The sequence below is a fragment of the Mesoterricola sediminis genome, from assembly GCF_030295425.1.
In the GTDB taxonomy this organism is placed as follows: domain Bacteria; phylum Acidobacteriota; class Holophagae; order Holophagales; family Holophagaceae; genus Mesoterricola; species Mesoterricola sediminis.
Genome location: NZ_AP027081.1, coordinates 432,281 through 447,691, shown reverse-complemented (window position 1 = coordinate 447,691; position 15,411 = coordinate 432,281). Strand labels below are relative to the sequence as shown.

General features: G+C 71.0%; 11 protein-coding genes and 1 tRNA gene. 11 read left to right on the top strand and 1 reads right to left on the bottom strand.

Annotated elements, in window-relative coordinates:
• Window positions 1-9: 9 nt before the first annotated feature.
• Window positions 10-1,983 carry a polysaccharide biosynthesis protein gene (locus tag R2J75_RS02035; RefSeq protein ID WP_279342663.1) on the bottom strand — a complete coding sequence of 658 codons (1,974 nt, stop codon included), beginning with the start codon at window positions 1,981-1,983 and terminating at the stop codon, window positions 10-12.
• 384 nt (window positions 1,984-2,367) lie between these two features.
• On the opposite strand from R2J75_RS02035, the gene R2J75_RS02030 reads away from it, so the two are divergent.
• The 11 genes from R2J75_RS02030 to R2J75_RS01980 all read left to right on the top strand — a co-directional run bounded on the left by R2J75_RS02030 (window position 2,368) and on the right by R2J75_RS01980 (window position 15,397).
• The gene (locus tag R2J75_RS02030; RefSeq protein ID WP_243330779.1) at window positions 2,368-3,033 is read left to right on the top strand and encodes a redox-sensing transcriptional repressor Rex; all 666 of its coding nucleotides are present in this window, start codon (window positions 2,368-2,370) and stop codon (window positions 3,031-3,033) included.
• Window positions 3,034-3,115: 82 nt separating this feature from the next.
• Window positions 3,116-3,616 (top strand): NADH-quinone oxidoreductase subunit NuoE, encoded by a 501-nt coding sequence (gene nuoE / locus R2J75_RS02025; RefSeq protein WP_243330781.1) that lies wholly within the window; start codon window positions 3,116-3,118, stop codon window positions 3,614-3,616.
• Window positions 3,617-3,624: 8 nt separating this feature from the next.
• A complete protein-coding gene (locus tag R2J75_RS02020; protein WP_394365907.1) occupies window positions 3,625-5,517 on the top strand; it encodes an NADH-ubiquinone oxidoreductase-F iron-sulfur binding region domain-containing protein in 1,893 nt (630 codons plus the stop codon).
• 1 nt (window position 5,518) lies between these two features.
• A complete protein-coding gene (locus R2J75_RS02015; RefSeq protein ID WP_316410962.1) occupies window positions 5,519-7,543 on the top strand; it encodes a [FeFe] hydrogenase, group A in 2,025 nt (674 codons plus the stop codon).
• Complete coding sequence (locus R2J75_RS02010) at window positions 7,530-7,793, top strand: (2Fe-2S) ferredoxin domain-containing protein (protein WP_243330787.1); 264 nt, start codon at window positions 7,530-7,532, stop codon at window positions 7,791-7,793. Before R2J75_RS02015 ends, R2J75_RS02010 begins: the two co-directional genes overlap by 14 nt.
• 68 nt (window positions 7,794-7,861) lie before the next feature.
• Window positions 7,862-9,583, top strand: a complete 1,722-nt coding sequence (locus tag R2J75_RS02005; protein ID WP_243330789.1) for a [Fe-Fe] hydrogenase large subunit C-terminal domain-containing protein — start codon at window positions 7,862-7,864, stop codon at window positions 9,581-9,583.
• On the top strand, window positions 9,580-10,767 hold the full coding sequence (locus tag R2J75_RS02000; RefSeq protein ID WP_243330792.1) for a SpoIIE family protein phosphatase: 1,188 nt from the start codon (window positions 9,580-9,582) through the stop codon (window positions 10,765-10,767). The genes R2J75_RS02005 and R2J75_RS02000 overlap by 4 nt, the downstream gene beginning before the upstream one ends.
• Window positions 10,768-10,866: 99 nt before the next feature.
• Window positions 10,867-12,888, top strand: a complete 2,022-nt coding sequence (locus R2J75_RS01995; protein WP_316410961.1) for an ATP-binding protein — start codon at window positions 10,867-10,869, stop codon at window positions 12,886-12,888.
• Window positions 12,885-14,102, top strand: coding sequence for a response regulator (locus R2J75_RS01990; protein WP_243330796.1), 1,218 nt, complete (start codon window positions 12,885-12,887; stop codon window positions 14,100-14,102). Before R2J75_RS01995 ends, R2J75_RS01990 begins: the two co-directional genes overlap by 4 nt.
• Window positions 14,099-15,247 carry an HD domain-containing phosphohydrolase gene (locus R2J75_RS01985; protein WP_243330798.1) on the top strand — a complete coding sequence of 383 codons (1,149 nt, stop codon included), beginning with the start codon at window positions 14,099-14,101 and terminating at the stop codon, window positions 15,245-15,247. The genes R2J75_RS01990 and R2J75_RS01985 overlap by 4 nt, the downstream gene beginning before the upstream one ends.
• Before the next feature lie 73 nt (window positions 15,248-15,320).
• Window positions 15,321-15,397, top strand: a tRNA-Arg gene (locus R2J75_RS01980).
• The last annotated feature ends 14 nt before the right edge of the window (window positions 15,398-15,411 follow it).

Here is a 15,411-nt window from a genome sequence, read left to right as displayed (position 1 = left end):
GACCACCGTTCATCCCCTCCCGTCCAGGAACCGGCCCAGGCCCACGGGGGAGGGCCGGTACGACGGCACGAGCTGGTGGAACAGCTCCGCCACCCGCCGCTGGCGGGCCCCCTCGGGCAGCTCCAGGGCGGCCTCGAGGGCCAAGAGCCCGGCCTCCAGGGCGGCGGGGTCCACGTCCTCGGCCGGCGTTTCGAAGATCTTGGGATGGAGGCCCACCCGGTGCGCGCCGGCCTCGGTGAAGAGCTCCTCCACCAGCTTTTCTCCCGGCCGGGCCCCCGTGAAGGCCACCTCGATGTCGACGCCGGCCGTGAGGCCGGACATCCGCGCCAGATCCCGGGCCAGGTCCAGGATGCTCACCGGCTCGCCCATGTCCAGGGTGTACACCCGTCCCGCGGCCCCGAGGAGGCCGGCCTGGAGGGCCAGCTGGACGGCCTCGGGGATCGTCATGAAGTACCTGAACATCGCCGGATCGGTCACGGTGAGGGGGCCGCCCCGGGCGATCTGGTCCTCGAAGCGGGGGATCACGCTGCCCCGGCTGCCCAGCACGTTGCCGAACCGCACGCTCACGAACCGGCTGCCCTCCGGCGCCCGCCGGGCCGCGCCGAGCACGAGGAGCTCGCCGATGCGCTTGCTGGCGCCCAGGGCGCTGACGGGGTTGACGGCCTTGTCCGTGGACACGTTGACGAACGCGCGGGTGCCCGCCGCGAGGGCGGCCCGGGCCACGTTCCGGGTGCCGAAGATGTTGTTGCGCACCGCCTCCTCGGGATAGCGCTCCAGGTAGGGCACGTGCTTGTGGGCCGCGGCGTGGAGGACCACCTCGGGCCGCCAGGCCTGGAACGCCTGGCCCACCCGGACCGGGTCCCGCACGTCGCAGAGGACCACTTCGACCGGCAGGCCCGGGAACCCCCGGGCCAGGTCCCCCTCGATCTCCCAGAGGCTGTTCTCGCCCCGGCCGAGCAGGAGGAGCCGCGCGGGGCGGCAGGCCGCGACCCGGCGCGCCATCTCGGCGCCGATGGAGCCGCCGGCCCCGGTGATGAGCACGGCGCGGCCCTCCAGGGAGGCCCCCAGGCCGGCGCCCTCCAGGGTCACGGGCGCCCGGTGGAGGAGGCGCTCCACGGGGACGGCCCGGTACTCGGGGCGCCACGGGGCCTCGCCGATGCGCTCCCGGATGCCGGGGGCCATGCGGACCTGCACGCCCAGGGCCTGGGCCCGGCCCTGCAGCTCCTTCAGGCGCGGCCGGGGGACCCCGCCGGCCATGCCGAAGATCACCAGGTCGGCCTTCCAGGCCCGGACGAGCTCATCCAGCCGGTCGGTGGGGCCCAGGACCGGGACCCCCTGGATGCGCACGCCCTGCTTCTCCGGGTCGTCGTCCACGAACCCCACCACGTGCAGGCCCAGGCGGGGGTGCTCCTCCACGTCCTGGCACAGCCGGAGGCCCGCCCTGCCCGCGCCCACGATCAGGGCCCGCTCCGGCACCTGGGCGGTGTGGGGGTGCCGGGCGGAGGCGAGGGACCGGAAGAGGATCCGGGTCACCAGCCAGAGCAGCCCGCAGAGCCCGCCCGCGATGGCGTGGTCGTCCAGTCCGGGCAGGTCCTGGGCGCCCTTCCAGAGGGCACACCAGCCGGCCGATAGCACCGCCAGGGCCGCGCCCGCCAACAGGATCGCCCGGGCATCCGACAGCTCCAGCAGCCGGTAGTGCTGGGCCGTGAGGCCGAAGGCCAGGTCGATGCCCACGGCCAGGGCCAGGAAGGCCCCCAGGTCCACGAACCGGTCCCCCCCCTCGGGCCCCAGGCCCACCGCCAGGTGCCAGGCGAGGGCGGCCAGGGCCAGGTCCAGGGCGAGCTTGCCCAGCCGCCTCACCCAGGGCCGGCGATGGACCGGGGCGGGGGGGGACGGCAGGACGGCTTCGGCCGGGACAGGGGGAGGGCAGGCTGGAGACGGGGACGGGCCCTCGCCCTCCAGCGCAGTTCGGCTGGTCGTCATGATTAATCGATGTTCCGCTTAAATAAATTTAAAATATGATCAGAAAAGAGAGCCATCAGCGGGTTCTGGAGCGATTGAACCCGCCCTTGACCTGGAATTCAAGCCCAAATTCCACACCTGTCGCGCCCGCCGAACGCCAGCCATGAAAGACCCTGGAAGCTATCGGTCCCATGCCTGAAAGACGGAAGACCGCTATGTATATATCGCTCCGTACAGAAAGCAAGCCCCCCTTCGCGCCCGCGAGCCGGGGGGGACGGGGGCATCTGCTGAAAACAGGAGGGTGAGCATTTTCAATCCGAACCCGGGTTGACAAGGGGCTTTCGGACGGGCTACCTTAATCATGATTTTTGTATCGACTCAAAAATCTTGAAAATTGGAGTCCAAGTGCCCGCCCCGCAGGCCGTCCCCATCCCCACGCTCAGAAGGTTGCCGAGGTACTACCAGTTCCTCTCGCGCCTCCAGGGCGCCGGCCACGACCAGGTCTCCGCCGCCCACATGGCGGAGGTGCTGGGGGTGCACCACACCCAGGTCCGCAAGGACCTCGCCATGACGGGATGCCAGGGCCGGCCCAAGACCGGGCACCGGGTCGCGGACCTCATGCGCGCCATCGAGGGGTTCCTGCACTGGGACAACCAGTCCGAGGCCTTCCTGGTCGGGGTGGGGAGCCTGGGCACCGCCCTCCTCAACTACCGCGGCTTCGAGCGCGCCGGCGCCCGCATCGTGGCGGCCTTCGACGCGGACCCCCGCAAGGCGGGCACCTCGGTCGGGGACGTTCCCATCCTCCCCATCGAGAAGCTCCGGGACCTCGGCCGCCGGATGCACATCTCCATCGGGATCCTCACGGTCCCGCCCGAATCGGCCCAGGCCACCGCCGACCTCATGGTCGCCGCCGGCATCCGGGCCATCTGGAACCTCGCCCCCGTCACGCTGGAGGTCCCCCCGGACGTGATCGTGGAGAACCTCGAAATCTTCGCGAGCTTCGCCCTTCTCCTGCGCAGACTCGCCGACAGCCCGGTGGAGGCCGAGGCTGAAGTCCATCCCGGCCTCTAGGAGCCGGCCGACACCCCGAACCTGAGTTCCGGCCACCGCGGCCGGCGGGGGAGGTGTCTGCACCGAAGGAAAGGAGCACCCCATGGAAGCAGCCACGGCCACCGCGCCCGGACGCAAATTCGAGAAAGTCGTCCAGATCCTGGACGCCCACCAGCGCGACCGGACGCGCCTCGTCCCCATCCTCCAGGCCGTCCAGGAGGAGTACCGCTACCTGCCCGAGGAGGTCATGACCCTCGTGGCGACGTCCCTCGGCATCCCCCCCGCGCGCGTCTACGGCGTGGCGACCTTCTACAGCCACTTCGCGCTGGAGCCCAAGGGCAAGTACGTGATCCGCATCTGCGACGGCACGGCCTGCCACGTGAAGGGCAGCCAGGACCTGGTCGACGCCCTGCAGGGCGGCCTGGGCCTGGGCGGCGCCCGCAAGACGACGCCGGACATGATGTTCACGCTGGAGACGGTCTCGTGCCTGGGAGCCTGCGGCCTCGCCCCGGCGATGGTGGTCAATGAGGATGTGCACGGCCAGGTGAGCCCGGCCGTCGCGATCGAGATCCTGGACGGCATCCGCCGGTCGGAGGGCATGTGAGCGTCTGCATGATGGAAGACCTGGAGACGGTGGGCTCGGCCTACCTGGAGGCGTCCCGGCGCCACGCGCGGCGCATCGTCGTCTGCGCCGGCACGGGGTGCATGGCCAACGGCGCCATGAAGGTCCTCGCGGCCCTCCGCGACGAGGCCGGCGCGCACGGCCTGGACCTGGAGACCGAGCTCCGCTTCGAGGAGACCCGGGAGCGGGACGGCCTGCTCACGCGCAGCGGCTGCCAGGGGTTCTGCCAGATGGGCCCCCTCGTCAGCGTCGAGCCCGACGGCATCCTCTACTGCAAGGTCCGCCCCGCGGACGTGCCCGAGATCGTCCGCGAGACCCTCCTGGGCGGCAAGGCGGTGGACCGCCTCCTCTACCGCGATCCCGCCACGGGCGACGCCTGCCGCGGCCGCGAGCAGATCCCCTTCTACGCCCTCCAGGACCGCACGGTCCTCAAGGCCTGCGGCACCCTCGATCCCGAGGACGTCCGCGAGTACGTCGCCCACGGCGGCTACCAGTCCGCGGCGAAGGCCTTCCGGCAGATGACCCCCGAGGCGGTCTGCAAGGAGATCCTCGAGTCCGGCCTGCGCGGCCGTGGCGGCGGCGGTTTCCCCACGGGCCGCAAGTGGGAGCTGGCCCGGATCCAGGCCGAGCCCCGCAAGTACATCGTCTGCAACGGCGACGAGGGCGACCCCGGGGCCTTCATGGACCGCAGCGTGATGGAGGGCAACCCCCACGCCGTCCTCGAGGGCATGATGATCGCCGCCCGGGCCGTGGGCGCCCAGGAGGGCTACGTCTACGTCCGCGCGGAGTACCCCCTGGCCGTCGCGCGCGTGCGCCGGGCAGTGGCCGACGCCGAGGCCCTGGGCCTGCTGGGCGACGACCTCTTCGGGACCGGCCTCCCCTTCCGCGTCCACGTCATGGAAGGCGCCGGCGCCTTCGTGTGCGGCGAGGAGACGGCGCTCCTGGCCTCCATCGAGGGCCAGCGCGGCATGCCCATGCCGAAGCCCCCCTTCCCCGCCCAGAGCGGCCTCTTCGGGAAGCCGACGATCATCAACAACGTCGAGACCCTCGCCACCGTTCCCCTGATCCTCGCCCGCGGCGCGGCCGCCTTCAAGGCGGTGGGCACCGCCGGCAGCCCCGGCACCAAGACCTTCGCCCTCACGGGCCACGTGGCCAACACGGGCCTGATCGAGGTCCCCTTCGGCACGACGCTGCGCCACATCGTCCACGAGGTGGGCGGCGGGGTCACGGCCAAGGACGGTTCGGCGGATCCCGCCGGGTTCAAGGCGGTCCAGATCGGCGGCCCCTCCGGCGGCTGCCTCACCAAGGCCCACCTGGACCTGCCCATGGACTTCGACAACCTGACCCGCATCGGCGCCATGGTCGGCTCCGGCGGCCTGGTCGTCATGAACCAGGACACCTGCATGGTGCAGGTGGCCAAGTTCTTCATGCAGTTCACCCAGAACGAGAGCTGCGGCAAGTGCGTGCCCTGCCGCGAGGGGACCCGGCAGATGCTGGCGCTCCTGGAGGACATCGTCGAGGGCCGCGCCACCGAGGAGACCCTGCCGCTCCTCGAGACCCTGGCCCGGAACGTCAAGCTGGGCGCCCTCTGCGGCCTCGGCAAGACGGCCCCGAACCCGGTCCTGAGCACCCTCGAGCATTTCCGCGACGAGTACGAGGCCCACGTGACCCGGAAGGTCTGCCCCAGCCGGGTGTGCAAGGCCCTCATGACCCCCGCCATCGAGGCTTCGCTGTGCAAGGGCTGCACCCTCTGCGCGCGCAAGTGCCCCGTCGGCGCCATCGCCGGCGAACGGAAGGCGCCCCACGCCATCGATCCCGGCAAGTGCATCCGTTGCGGCGCCTGCGTGGACGCCTGCAAGTTCAACGCCATCACCGGAGCCTGACATGAGCGACACCAAGACCCTCACCATCGACGGCTTCAAGGTGGCCATCCAGGGCGAGCGGAACCTCCTCGAGGTGATCCGGAAGGCCCACATCGAACTGCCCACCTTCTGCTACCACAGCGAGCTGAGCATCTACGGCGCCTGCCGCCTCTGCGTCGTCGAGGTCGAAGGCCGCGGCGCGGTCGCGGCCTGCTCCACGCCGCCCGAGGCGGGCATGCGGGTGCGGACCCAGACGGGCCCCGTCCGCGAGCTCCGCCGGGTCAACCTCGAGCTGCTCCTCGCCAGCGGCCGCCACGACTGCCCCACCTGCGGCAAGAGCGGCTCCTGCAAGCTCCAGTCCCTGGCCCAGCGCCTGGGCGTGGACCGGGTGCGCTTCAAGGCCCCGGTGGAGGACAAGCCCCTGGACCTCTCCAGCCACGGCCTCGTCCGCGACCCCAACAAGTGCGTCCTCTGCGGCGACTGCGTCCGGGTGTGCCAGGAGATCCAGGGCCTGGGCGTCCTCGACTTCACCGGCCGCGGCTCCAACGTGACGGTCGCCCCCGCGTTCCACAAGGGCATGGCCGACGTGGAATGCGTCCAGTGCGGCCAGTGCGCCGCGGTCTGCCCCACGGGCGCGATCACGGTCCGCCAGGACGTGGAGGCTGTCCGGGCCGCCATCGCCGACCCCGCCAAGACGGTGGTGGTCCAGGTGGCTCCCGCGGTCCGCGTCGCCCTCGGCGAGCCCTTCGGCCTGGAGGCGGATCCCCACCTCATGGGCCGCACGGTGGCCGCCCTGCGCCGCCTGGGCTTCGCCAAGGTGTTCGACACGGCCTTCGCCGCCGACCTCACCATCATGGAGGAGGGCCGCGAGTTCCTCGAGCGCCGCGCCAAGGGCGAGAAGCTGCCCCTCTTCACCTCCTGCTGCCCCGCCTGGGTCCAGTTCATGGAGCAGGAAGGCGCCGCGGAGCTGGCCAACCTCTCCACCTGCCGGAGCCCCCAGCAGATGTTCGGCTCCCTGGCCAAGGACCTGCTCCCCGACGAGCTCGGCGTGGCGCGCGAGGACCTGGTCGTGGTGGCCATCATGCCCTGCACCGCCAAGAAGTCCGAGGCCCGCCGCCCCGAGTTCGCCCAGGACGGCAACCCCGACGTGGACTACGTCCTGACCACCCAGGAGCTGGTCCGCATGATCCAGGAGTCCGGCCTCGCCCTCGGCGAGATGGAGCCCGAGGGCATGGACATGCCCTTCGGCCTCAAGACCGGCGCCGGCATCATCTTCGGCAACTCCGGCGGCGTGACCGAGGCCGTGCTCCGCAACGTGGCCGGGCTCCTCGGCGGCGAGGCGGTCATCGAGGAGGTCCGGAGCGCCCGGGGCCGCCGCACGGCCACCCTCGAGCTCCCCGACGGCCCCCTGCGCATCGCCGTCGTCCACGGCCTGGCCAACGCCCGCGCCCTCCTGGAGGACGTGCGCGCGGGTCGCGAGCAGGTGGACTTCGTGGAAGTCATGGCCTGCCCCGGCGGCTGCGCCGGCGGCGCTGGCCAGCCGACCAAGACCAGCGGCAAGACCGGCGAGCGCCGCGCCCAGGAGCTCCGCCGCCTCGACGCCGCCATGGACCTGCGGATCCCCCACCAGAACGGCCAGGTCTCCAAGGTCTACGCGGATCGCCTGGGCGAGCCCAACAGCCCCGAGGCGCACCACCTCCTCCACACCCACTACGCGGTGCGGAAGCGGATCCAGGGGGAGGGCATCGCCCTCACCGGCGAAGGCCACGGCCGGATCCCCGTCACGGTGTGCGTGGGGACCACATGCCACCTCCGCGGGTCGCAGAAGCTCCTCCAGGAGCTCCTGGGCCGGGTGGAGGCCGCCGAGGCCGAGGAAAGGGTCGAGATCCGGGCCACGTTCTGCATGGAGGCCTGCGACCGCGGCCCCACCGTCAAGGTGGCCGGCCACGTCCTGCACAGGGCGACCGCGGACCAGGCCATGGATCTCCTCATGCGGGTGCTCGCCGGCGATCTCGCGCCGGTGGAGGAAACCCATGCCTGCCATTGAGCTGGTGGTCTGCATGGGCAGTGCCTGCTTCTCCCGCGGGAACGTCCGGGTGCTGGAGCTCATCCAGACGCACCTGCGGGAGCGGGGCCTGGCGGACGCGGTCAAGGTGAAGGGAACCCTTTGCCAGGACCGCTGCCGTCAGGGCCCGAACCTGACGCTGCAGGGGGAGTGCTTCTGCGGCCTCGGCCCGGACGAGGTCATCGACCTGGTCGAGGAGCGCGTCGCGGCCTTGCAGGCCGCGGCCGGGTGACGCGCCCGCCGGTTCCTTCGGGACCCGGCGGCCCCGCCCGGGGATAATGAACATCTCAGGAGCCAGGGATGAACGGCCAGATGCCCATCTTCACGGAAAAGACCCGCTGCCAGGACTGCTACAAGTGCGTCCGGCAGTGCCCGGTGAAGGCCATCCGGGTCCAGGAGGGCAGCGCGGCCGTCATCCCTGAGCGCTGCGTCTTCTGCGGCACCTGTGTGAACGTCTGCCCGGTCGGTGCCAAGAAGGTCCGGGACGACCTCTACCGGGCCAAGTTCCTCGTCAAGCGCCGGCCCGTCGTCATCGCCTCCCTGGCGCCCTCGTTCGCGGCGGAGTTCCCGGGGATCCCGGCCGCCAACCTGGTGCGGGCCATCAAGGCCCTGGGGTTCACGGGCGTCTCCGAGACCGCCCTGGGCGCCCAGCAGGTCACCGGCGCCTGCGCCGGCGCCCTGGCCCGGGATCCGGACGCGGTGATGATCAGCTCGGCCTGCCCCACGGCGGTCGAGCTCATCCGCAAGTACCACCCCCAGCACCTGGACCGGATCACGCCCTTCCTTTCGCCCCTCCTGGCCCACTGCCGCCTCCTCCGGCGGACCTTCGGGGAGGACGCGGGCGTCGTCTTCTTCGGGCCCTGCATCTCCAAGAAGCTGGAGGCGGACCGGTTCCCCCACCTGCTGGACGTGGCCCTCACCTTCACGGAACTCCGCCGCTGGTTCGAGGAACGGGGGATCGATCCCGCCGCCATGGCCGAGGGGGACGACGGGGCCTTCGTCCCCGAGGCGGCCGCGGCCGGCGCCCTCTACCCCATGGACGGGGGCATGGCCCGGGGCGTCCGGGCCGCGGGCATCGACGGGGTCCGCTACATGGCCTTCTCGGGCATCCACTATTCGGAGGACGCCCTGCGGGGCCTGGACGAGGGCGCCCGCGGGCTCTTCATGGAACTCCTCGCCTGCGAAGGGGGCTGCGTGAACGGACCCCAGGCTTCCCGCACCTGCGGCACCGCCGTCAAGTGGATGCGGGTCCTGGACCGGCATCCGGGCGAACCCGTCGCCCCGGAGCCCCCGGAGGTGGACCTGGCCGTGCCCTGGATCCATGAGCCGGTGCCCACCCGCACCCACACCCCCGCCGAGATCCGGCAGGCCCTGCGGCAGGTGGGCAAGACCACCCCCGAGGACCTCCTCAACTGCGGCGGCTGCGGCTACGACGCCTGCGAGGCCCTGGCCGCCGCCCTCCTGGATGGGCGCGCCGAGCCCGGCATGTGCGTCTCGCACATGCGGAAGCTGGCCATGAACAAGGCCAACGCCCTCATCCGCGCCATGCCCAGCGGGGTGGTCATCGCCGACGAGAACCTGTCGATCATCGAGTGCAACCAGCTCTTCGCGGAGCTGATGGGACCCGAGTGCGCCCTCATCTACGAGGCCAAGCCCGGGATGGAGGGGGCCTCCCTCGCCAAGGTCGCGCCCTTCAGCCGGCTCTTCCGGGAGGCCCTCGAGGGCAACGGGGAGCCCATCCGGAAGGACCTCCGCGTCGGGGACCGGATCATCCGCCTCATGGTCTTCCCCATCGAGTCGGGCCGCATGGCCGGGGGCATCCTCCAGGACATCACCGAGCCCGCCGTGGAGCGGGAGCAGATCATCCAGAAGACCCAGGACGTGATCCGGAAGAACGTCACCACGGTCCAGCAGATCGCCTACCTCCTGGGCGAGAATGCGGCGGAGACGGAACTGATCCTGGGCAGCATCGTGGAGAGCTTCCAGCTGCCGCCGGTGCGCAAGCGGGAGGGGGAGCGGTGATCGCCCCCCGCCTGTTCCTCGAGGTGGGCCACCACCAGGAGCGCAAGCGCGGCCAGGCCGCCTGCGGGGACGTGTTCCTGTCCCAGAAGGTGGAGGACGGCAACCGGATCATCTCCGTGCTCGCCGACGGCCTGGGCAGCGGCATCAAGGCCAGCGTCCTGGCCAACCTCACGTCCACCATGGCCCTGCGCTACATGGCCTCCGACATGGACGCCCGGAAGGCGGCGGGGACCATCATGGCCACCCTGCCGGTGTGCAGCGAGCGCAAGATCGCCTATTCCACCTTCACGATCGTGGACATGGACCCCTGGGGGGCCACCCGGATCCTGGAGTACGACAATCCCCACGCGATCCTGATGCGCGGCTCCGAGCCCGTGCCCCAGCCCTCGGAGCGCCTGCCCCTCCCCGACCAGCAGGGCCGGGAGACCGCGCTTCGGCACACCCGGTTCGAGGCCTGTCCCGGGGACCGCGTGGTGTTCTTCACGGACGGGGTCACCCAGGCCGGCGTCGGCCGGGAGGCGACGCCCCTGGGCTGGGGGGAGGAGGCGGTGACCGCCTTCCTGGCCCGGATCATCCGGGAACGGCCCCAGATCTCGGCGCGCCAGCTGGCGAGGACCCTCGTCCAGCAGGCCCAGGTCCTGGACGGGGGCCAGGCCCGGGACGACATCAGCTGCGGCGTCGTCTACTACCGGGAACCCCGGGAGGTGCTGGTCCTGACCGGCGCCCCCGTCTCCCGCGCCCGGGACCCGGAGATGGCCCGCGCCGCCCAGGAATTCCGGGGCCGGAAGGTCGCCTGCGGGGGCACCACCGCCGCGATCCTCAGCCGCGAGCTGGGGCGGGAACTGGTCATGGACCTGGACACCCTGGACCCGGACGTGCCCCCCGTCTCCCGCATGGAGGGCTTCGACCTGGTGACCGAGGGCGCCATCACCCTGGCCCGGACCGTGCGGCTCCTGGAGGAGGAGGACGCCCCCGACCTCCTGCGGCCCAACGCGGCGACCCGCCTGGCCGGGCTCCTCCTGGAAAGCGATGTGATCCGCATCCTGGCCGGCACCAAGATCAACGAGGCCCTCCAGGACCCGAGCCTGCCCGAGGACCTGGACATCCGCCGGAACATCCTCCGGGGCCTCCGGAAGGTCCTGGCCGAGAAGTACCTCAAGGACGTCCGGATCGATTTCATCTAGGGTTCTTTGCGTAGATTTATCAATTTTCCGCAGGGGGTGCCGAAAAGGAATCCGAGGACGGCGGCCCTCCGCCCGGCCTCCCTTTCGTGAGGTCCTCTTTTGCTGGCCGAGGCCGCCCCTGCCCATGAATCCCCGGAACCGCCGGCCCACATCCTGGTGGTGGATCCGGATCCGCACTACTGCGACCTGGTCGCCCGGATCCTGACGCCGAAGTACGGATTCGAGGCCTGCTTCACGGCCCGGACCCTGGCGGAGGCCGAGGCCCACCTCCGCAGCGGGGGCATCTCCCTGATCTTCGTGGACCTCAACCTCCGGGAAAGCCGGGGCATCGACACCCTGCGGGCCGTGCAGGCCCTGGCCGGGGACGCCCAGATCCTGGTGCTGACGGCGGTGACGGACGAGGTCCTGGGCCTGCAGGCCATGCGCCAGGGCGCCCACGACTTCCTCACCAAGGGGCACCTGGGGCCGGACGCGCTCCGGCGAACGGCCCGCTATGCCCTGGAGCGGCACAAGGCCGGGCGGGCCCTCCTCCGGTCCCAGACCCTCCTTTCGGCCAGCCTGGACGCCGTTCGGGCCTGCATCGCCATCCTGGACGCCGACCGCCGCATCCTGATGGTGAACAACCGGTGGCGGGAGACCGGGCCCTCGATCAATCCCCTCGTCCAGGGGACCGGCCCTGGTTGCGACTATTTCCAGCACCTCCAGGACCTGGCCCGGCCCGAAGACACGGCGGTGGTGGAGGAGGTTCTGGCCGGCCGCCAATCGAGCTGCTGCCTGGACTACCCGGTGGAGGTTCCCGGCGGAACGGCCTGGTACGAGCTGCGGGTCGAGGCCTTCCACGAGCACGGGACCAGCCACTTCCTCGTGGCCCACTTCGAGATCACCGCCCGCAAGCTCCTGGAGGTGGACCTGAAGGCCTCCCAGGACCTCTTCACCCTGATCACCCAGAACATCATCGACCTGGTGAGCATCGTGGACGCCTCGGGCCGCCGGCTCTTCCTGAGCCCCTCGTACGAGCGCCAGCTCGGCTATCCGCTGGAGGAGCTGCACCGGCTGGACACCCTGGCCCTGGTCCACCCCGAGGACCGGCCGCGGCTGGAGACCATGCTGGAGCGGCTCTTCCTGGGGGACGCCGTATCCGGCCACAGCTACCGCCTCCTGCGCCGCGACGGCCAGTACCGGACCTTCGAGGCCAACGGCTCCCCCATCCCCCGGCCCTTCGGCCAGCCCCACCGGGCCCTCCTGGTGGCCCGGGACGTCACCGACCGCCTCGCCGCGGAGGAGGAGCGCCAGGCGATGGAGGTCCAGCTCCGCCAGGCCCAGAAGCTGGAGGCCATCGGCCAGCTGGCGGCGGGCATCGCCCACGAGATCAACACCCCCATCCAGTATGTGGGTGACAACACGATCTTCCTGCGGGACACCTTCAAGGAGCTGTCCGACTTCCTGGAGGGCCTCCAGGGGGAGGTCCGGCAGGGGCGGCCCCTGGCGCCGGACGACCTGGGGCGTCGCCTCGAGGCCCTGGACACCGAGTACCTCGTGGACGAGATTCCCCGGGCCATCCAGCAGACCCTGGACGGGGTGGGGCGGGTCTCCCGCATCGTGGCCGCGATGAAGGACTTCTCCCACCCCGGCGGCTCCCGGGAGCGGGTGGATCTGAACCGCGCGGTCGAGAGCACCATCACCGTGTCTCGGAACGCCTGGAAGTACTGCGCGACCCTGGAAATGGACCTGGACCCCACCCTGCCCCCGGTGCCCTGCTTCCCCAGCGAGCTGAACCAGGCGGTGCTCAACCTGGTGGTCAACGCCGCCCACGCCATCGAGGAGAAGCGCGCCGTCCAGCCCCAGGCGGAACCCGGCCTCATCCGGGTGTCGACCCGGAACGCCGGCGGCCAGGTGGAGATCCGCGTCTCCGACAACGGGACGGGGATCCCCGAGGCCATCCGCACGCGCATCTTCGACCCCTTCTTCACCACCAAGGCGGTGGGCAAGGGAACGGGTCAGGGCCTCTCCATCGTCCGGGCCGTCGTGGTGGACAAGCACGGGGGCGCCGTGGACGTGGCCAGCGATCCCGGCCGGGGGACCACGTTCCTGCTCAGCCTGCCGCTGGAGGTCCGCTCGTGAAGACCCGCATCCTCTTCGTCGACGATGAGCCCTTCGTGCTCAACGGCCTGCAGCGGAGCCTCAGGGGCATGCGGGACACCTGGGAGATGGCCTTCGCCTCCGGCGGGCCGCAGGCCCTGGAGGTCCTGGCGGAGCGGACCTTCGACGTGATCGTGACCGACATGCGCATGCCGGGGATGAGCGGCGCGGACCTGCTTCAGGAAGTGAAGGCGCGCTACCCCGCCGTGGTGCGCATCGTCCTCAGCGGCCACGCCGAGCGCGACCTCGTCACCCAGTGCGTGGGCGTGGCCCACCAGTTCATCTCCAAGCCCTGCGACCCCGACGAGCTCAAGGCCCTGATCGTCAACGCCTCGGCCATCGGGGAGGAGTTCATGGACCAGGCCCTCCGGCGCATCATCGGCTCCGTGGACCGGCTTCCGCCCGTGCCCAGGCTCTACCAGGAGCTCAAGCGCGTGCTGGACGAAGCGAACGTCAGCAGCGAGCAGGTCGCCGCCCTCATCGAGCAGGACATGGCCATGACGGCCAAGGTCCTCCAGCTCGTGAACAGCGCCTTCTTCGGCCTGCGCCGGAACATCGAGACGGTGTCCGAGGCGGTGAACTACCTGGGCATGGACACGGTCCGGACCCTCGTGCTGGTCAACGGCATTTTCGAGAACGCGGCGCCGCTGGCGACCCGGGATTTCAGCATCGAGGACGTGTGGGAGCACAGCCTTGCCGTCGCCCACGGCGCCAAGCTCCTGGCCGCGGCCGAGGGCCTGGACCGGCCCGCCCAGGAGCAGGCCTTCGTGGGCGGGGTCCTCCACGACCTGGGCATCCTCGTCCTGGCCACCAACTTCCCGGACGCCTACGGACAGGTGCTCCACGAGGTCACCTGCGCCAAGGTCGCCATGGACCGGGCCGAGCGCGCCGTCTTCGGGGTGAGCCACGCCGAGGTGGGGGCCTACCTGGTGGGGCTCTGGGCGCTGCCGGCGCCGATCCTGAAGGTGGTCGGCCTCCACCACCAGCCTTCGGAGTCGATGGCGACGGCGTTCACCCCCCTCCTCGCGGTCCACGCCGCGGACGTCATCTGCGGGGAGATCGTCTCGCACCAGGTCTTCGGGAAGGCCGGGTTCGACATGGCCTGCCTGGAGCGCCTCGGCCTCGCGGGATCGATCCCGCGGTGGCGCGGACTGATCGGCAGCGCCCAGCCCCTGAACGAAGGGAGGCCGTCATGAACGGCCGCATCCTGTTCGTGGACGACGAGGAGAACATCCTCCTCGCCCACGCCAGGACGTTCCGGAAGCGCTTCGCCTTCGACACCGCCCTCGGAGGGCGGGAGGCCCTGTACCGCCTCGCCCACGAAGGCCCCTACGCGGTGGTGGTCAGCGACATGCGCATGCCCGAGATGGACGGGGTGGAACTCCTTGAGCAGGTGCGCAGGAACCATCCTGAGGTGGTCCGGGTGATGCTCACCGGGAACTCCGACCAGTTCACGGCCATGGAGGCCGTGAACCGCGGCGCCATCTTCCGGTTCGCCACCAAGCCCTGCGAGGGCGAGGCCCTGGCCCGCATCCTCCTCGACGCCCTGGAGCAGCACCGCCTGCTCACCATCGAGCGGGACCTCCTGGAGCGCACCCTCAAGGGCGCCGTGATGATGCTGGGCGAGCTGCTGTCCATGCTGGACCCCGCCTCCTTCGGGCGGTCCCAGCAGGTGGCCACCCTCGCCGTCGCCATCGCCGGCGAGCTGGAGATGCAGGAGGCCTGGATGCTCGAGGTGGCCGCGGTGCTGGCCCACATCGGCATCCACACCCTGCCGCCCTCGGTGGTGGCGAAGCTGCAGGCCGGGGGTTTCCTCACCGCCGTGGAGCGGGAGATGTGCCACCGCATCCCGGAGATAGGCTCCAACCTCATCAGCTGCGTGCCCCGCCTGGACGAGGTCGCCAACATCGTCTTCTACTCCCAGAAGAACATGAACGGAACCGGTTTCCCGAACGACGACATCCGGGGCGGGCTCATCCCCCTGGGGGCCAGGGTCCTGCGGGTGGCCGCCGACTTCGTCACCCTCGCCGGCCGCGAAGGGGGGGACCTGGAGGTCCTCCGGAGCATGGAGGGCCGGCAGGCCTGGTACGACCTGAAGGTGCTGCAGGCCCTCCGCGCCGTCCTCGAGGCCCGGGGCGGCCTCCAGCAGGCCCCGGAGACGCGGGACATCCCCTTCCTGGACCTGCGCTCCGGGCAGCGCCTCGCCGAGGACGTCGTCACGCTGGACGGGTGGGTGGTCCTGCCCCGCGACACGGTGGTGGGGCGGACCCACCTGGAGAAACTCCGCAACTTCCACCGGCTCGCCGGATTGCGGGAACCCCTCCGGGTCTTCGCGGATTGAGAGGAAGCCCTTGACCTGCGGGCCCTTCCTTTGGGAGCCTGGGATGCCGGCGCCGCGCCGGAGCCTGCGCCGTGCGCCCATAGCTCAGCTGGATAGAGCAACGGCCTTCTAAGCCGTAGGCCACAGGTTCGAGTCCTGTTGGGCGCACCAATTCAAAACCATCA

Bases quoted from the DNA above. Each gene is read 5' to 3' on its own strand.
- R2J75_RS01985 (WP_243330798.1), top strand. From the start codon at position 14,099: ATGAACGGCCGCATCCTGTTCGTGGACGACGAGGAGAACATCCTCCTC.
- R2J75_RS02035 (WP_279342663.1), bottom strand. From the start codon at position 1,983: ATGACGACCAGCCGAACTGCGCTGGAGGGCGAGGGCCCGTCCCCGTCT.
- R2J75_RS02020 (WP_394365907.1), top strand. From the start codon at position 3,625: ATGATGGAAGACCTGGAGACGGTGGGCTCGGCCTACCTGGAGGCGTCC.
- R2J75_RS02015 (WP_316410962.1), top strand. From the start codon at position 5,519: ATGAGCGACACCAAGACCCTCACCATCGACGGCTTCAAGGTGGCCATC.
- R2J75_RS02010 (WP_243330787.1), top strand. From the start codon at position 7,530: ATGCCTGCCATTGAGCTGGTGGTCTGCATGGGCAGTGCCTGCTTCTCC.
- R2J75_RS02005 (WP_243330789.1), top strand. From the start codon at position 7,862: ATGAACGGCCAGATGCCCATCTTCACGGAAAAGACCCGCTGCCAGGAC.
- nuoE (WP_243330781.1), top strand. From the start codon at position 3,116: ATGGAAGCAGCCACGGCCACCGCGCCCGGACGCAAATTCGAGAAAGTC.